Genomic DNA, 1,977 nt, shown 5'->3' with positions numbered 1-1,977 from the left:
GGGGCGATGCGGATGACGCGCGGCTCGGTCAGGCCCTCGGCGAAGACCTCGACCGAGAAGCCCTCGGGCACCTGCGGCAGCGTGCCTTCCGGCCGGTCCACCATCGTCGGGTTGTTCTGGAAGTCCGGCGCCTCGGGGTCGTTATCAGTGTGGCTGGGGGCGGGCAGGGCGTCGGCGGTGATGTGGCGCCGCAGGCCGGGGGCGTTGTCCTGGGCGGTGCCGAAGGCGGCCTCGCCGGTCAGCACTTCCTGCGCGTGAAGGGGTGTCAGAAGGGCGAATGTCAGTGGCAGGCTGGTCAGGATCGTGGATGTTCGCATGGGTTCCTCCCCGGACTTGCGTGATCGACGGATCTCGCTGTGTAGCGCCGGGGCGGCCGGAAAGTTCCTCAGCCAGAGGCCAGCGCCCAGACCTTGCGCATCAGCCCCGGCAGGGCCTGCGGGTCGAAACCGGCGCGCGGCACCGGCTCGCTGCGGGTGGTTCCGGCAGGCGGGCCAGTCAGGACGCGCAGGCGCAGGTCGAAATGGGTGAAGACGTGGCGGATCTCGCCCCGGTCGGTCCAGGGACCGGGGCCGGGTTCCGGCAGGTCGCTGCCGTCCCAGCCGGTCGTGGGGAAGCCCAACGTGCCGCCCAGCAGCCCGCGGGCCGGGCGGCGTTCCAGGATAACGGTGTCCTCGTCCATAGCGACCCAGACGGTGCCGGTGCGGATGGGCTTTGCGGCCTTCGGCGCCTTGCGGGGCAGCTCGGGCGCGATCCCTTGCGCGCGGGCGGTGCAGAGGTCGATCAGCGGGCAGATGCCGCAGGCCGGGTTGCGCGGCGTGCAGATGGTGGCCCCGAGATCCATCATCGCCTGCGCGAAATCGCCGGGCCTTTCGGTCGGCGTCAGGGTCGCGGCAAGCCCGGTCAGCTCACGCTTGGCGGCGGGCAGCGGCGTCTGCACGGCAAAAAGGCGGGCGGTGACGCGCTCGACATTGCCGTCCACGACGGTTTCGGGCCGGTCAAAGGCGATGGCAGCGATGGCGGCCGAGGTATAGGGGCCAATGCCGGGCAGCGCGGCCAGCTCCTCGCGGGTGTCGGGAAAGCCGCCGGTGGCGGCGACCGCGCGGGCGCAGGCGACCAGGTTGCGGGCGCGGGCATAGTAGCCGAGGCCCGCCCATTCGGCCATCACCTGCGCCTCGTCGGCACCGGCAAGCGACTGGACATCGGGCCAGAGCGACGTGAAGCGTTCGAAATAGGACTTCACCGCCGCGACGGTGGTCTGCTGCAGCATGATTTCCGATAGCCAGACGCGATAGGGGGCCATCGGCGGCGTGCCGGGCGGGGCACGCCAGGGCAGAACCCGCGCATGGTGGTCATACCAGCTCAGAAGGCGCGGCGCGACTTCATCGCTGACGGCGGTTTCACGCAAGTTTGCCCCCATGGTCATCGCACCCGTCTGGCATCCGGCGCGCCGAGCGTCCAGATTGGACGCAACCTGTTCCAAGGCAACGCATGACCGTTCCGCCCCAGCCTTCGCGCGCCCGCAAGCGCAGCCCCTCGGCCGATGCGCCGCCGAAACGGCGGATGCGGGGGTTCGAGGCCGCCGCCACGCTGGTCGCGCCCGAGTTGCGCAAGACCGCCGAAAAGCGCGGCTTCGCCGTGGCCCGCCTGCTGACCGACTGGCCCGAGATCGTGGGACCCGAGACCGCCGCCCATACCCGGCCCGTCAAGGTCAGCCACGGCCGGGACTTCGGCGCCACGCTGACGCTGCTGACCGACGGGGCGCATGCGCCGCTGGTGCAGATGCAACTGCCGCGCCTGCGCGAGCGGGTGAACGCCGTCTATGGCTTCAACGCCATCGCCCGCATCGTGCTGACGCAGACCGCAGCCCAGGGCTTTGCCGAGGGGCAGGCGCAGTTCCCCCCCCCGCCGCCCGCCAAGCCTACCCCGCCTCCGCCCGAGGCGGTCGCCGCTGCCGATGCGGTCGCCGCCCGCTTCGAC

3 protein-coding genes are annotated in these 1,977 nt (G+C 71.6%); 1 reads left to right on the top strand and 2 read right to left on the bottom strand.

What is annotated here, in order from left to right:
• Both Q4F04_RS15730 and Q4F04_RS15725 read right to left on the bottom strand, forming a co-directional pair.
• A partial coding sequence (locus tag Q4F04_RS15730) for a hypothetical protein (protein WP_303370724.1) occupies positions 1-317 on the bottom strand: 317 nt, incomplete at its 3' end.
• Between the two features lie 68 nt (positions 318-385).
• A complete protein-coding gene (locus tag Q4F04_RS15725; RefSeq protein ID WP_303370723.1) occupies positions 386-1,405 on the bottom strand; it encodes an A/G-specific adenine glycosylase in 1,020 nt (339 codons plus the stop codon).
• A 155-nt stretch (positions 1,406-1,560) separates the two neighbouring features.
• On the opposite strand from Q4F04_RS15725, the gene Q4F04_RS15720 reads away from it, so the two are divergent.
• A partial coding sequence (locus Q4F04_RS15720; protein WP_303370725.1) for a DUF721 domain-containing protein occupies positions 1,561-1,977 on the top strand: 417 nt, incomplete at its 3' end.

Source organism: Paracoccus sp. (in: a-proteobacteria), assembly GCF_030536915.1.
Lineage (GTDB): Bacteria > Pseudomonadota > Alphaproteobacteria > Rhodobacterales > Rhodobacteraceae > Paracoccus.
This window is presented reverse-complemented; position numbering and strand designations above follow the sequence as displayed.